The sequence below is a fragment of the Dissulfurispira sp. genome (genome assembly GCF_036745535.1).
In the GTDB taxonomy this organism is placed as follows: domain Bacteria; phylum Nitrospirota; class Thermodesulfovibrionia; order Thermodesulfovibrionales; family Dissulfurispiraceae; genus Dissulfurispira.
The window spans coordinates 1-1,984 of record NZ_DAIOFX010000158.1; the positions used below are offsets into that span (position 1 = coordinate 1).

Sequence of the window (1,984 nt, forward strand, 5' to 3'; positions counted from 1 at the left end):
GATAGCTTTTATTTCCTCTGCCTGTCTCTTCTCTATTGTTTCTTTGCAAATCATAATAACTCTATGGTATCAAAGCATAAGACCCCGTGTCAAGCAATAGGATTAGTCCTTCTTCCCTCGTTGAAATCCGTCAAAAATCGCCTTAAATGCCTCGGCAACTATTTTAGGTCTCAACTTTTTTAAATCCTCATTATTCGGATACAGCAGAAGCCCCTGCTCCACTGTCTTCATTGCCTCATCGAAATAGACATGCTGCTTGTAGTGAATGCCCATCGAAAGCAGGACTCTGGCATCGTGGTAAAAGACAGGCATGACAGGAAGCCTCTGTTTTTCGGAATTGCTCCATTTGAGGAAATCATCGAGGAAGCCTTTATTCCTCTCTATATCTTTTACAGCATCTTCAGACTTTGCAAACATATACATTGGTATTGACCAGTTCTTTAGATACAGATTTTTCATGGACGGCTTTATATCCTCGTCAGAACCTTTTCCTGTTTCCATATAGTCTGTATACCATCTCACGAGGCCATTATATGCATTAAAGGTTGCTACTGTATATGTTGTGAAAAATATGTATGCGCCGGAAACAATTATAATAAGCGGCTTAGTGACATATGGAGATAGCTTTAACTGTGCTGCCTTCAAAAAGTGCGAAGTTGCCATATAAACCAGAATTATAAATAAAAGATAATGGGCGGTAGATAGTTGCAAAGGATATTCTACAAGGGTATGGATAGTAATGGGCGTTAGAAGGGCTATATATAGGCCGATTCGCTCTTTTCCATACTTTATAGCAACCTTCACAAATCCATATATGAGGATTAGGACGCCCAAAATACCGGCGATACCGCTTTCTGAAAGTATCAAGAAAAGTTCATTATGTGGATGTGATGTGTAACTGTTGCCGACATCTTTATAATATGGATTGGCTTTTTTGGTCTTTGCCTGATAATACATGTACAGGCTGCCGAAATTTGCAACACCCTGCCCGAACAGGGGTCTCTCTTTGAACATCTCAAGCGAGGTTTTGCACATAAGTATTCGCTCAGTATAAGATGTTTGTTGAACATCAGAGAACCATTTTATCTGCCTTGTCGTCAGCTTTTCTATGCCAAGTTCATCCTTAATACTCAACAAATAAAAACCACCTGCCATGCCGATGAAAAATACCATGAGCCATGTTATTAGATTTTTTCTGGCAACGGAGTAATGCTTTTTCCTCATTGGAAGCATTATCACCATTGCGAGTGCGGTGCCGAGAAGCCCCGCCCTTGAACCTGCAATGATCAGGTTTAGAGAAAGCAAGGCAATACATACAAAAAAAATTATTTTTATCTTATTGGTATAGGTTTTGAATCTATTGGTAGCTATAAAATAAAGACTGATAATCAATCCTGTTGCTATCCATGAGGCAAATAAGTTTTTTTGCTGAAACGCACCTCCAACCATTCCTACATCAGGCGCCGGTGTAATGGGGATATATCGATAAAGTCCAAAAAACTGCATAATCCCTATAATGGATTCTATAACGGCGGAAATGAATACAACTAATAGAATTGAAAGCCTTTCCTTAGTGCTTAAATCAAATTGCAGAAGGGCAAGCCATAAAATAATCCCTGCCATAAGCCTCATAGAGCTTATAACAAACATATTCATGTTTTTAATGGGATTGAACATGCTGCTTGAAAGGAGCAGGACAGCAAATAAAAGGATATATATTTTAAATGGAGATTCTATCAAACTTTTCTTTTCTATGGCATTTAAAATTCCTAAAAAAATAACTGCACCGATACCAAGCCATATTAAATATTCTCTCGGGTGAGCAACAACTCCTCCGATGTTTGGCATAAAAACGTGCATGAGGAAAAGGAAGATTACTGAAAGCGTGATCAATAAATAGCGGTTAGAAGACAATGAATTTGTCATTGTTTAAGTTATCATGAGAAGGAAATATTTCTCAATGGCATTATAAAAACAAAAAGGG

1 protein-coding gene is annotated in these 1,984 nt (G+C 38.2%); it reads right to left on the reverse strand.

Annotated features, from left to right (window positions below):
• Window positions 1-102 precede the first annotated feature (102 nt).
• On the reverse strand, window positions 103-1,848 hold the full coding sequence (locus V7L97_RS12390; RefSeq protein WP_333656451.1) for a PglL family O-oligosaccharyltransferase: 1,746 nt from the start codon (window positions 1,846-1,848) through the stop codon (window positions 103-105).
• Between the last annotated feature and the right edge of the window lie 136 nt (window positions 1,849-1,984).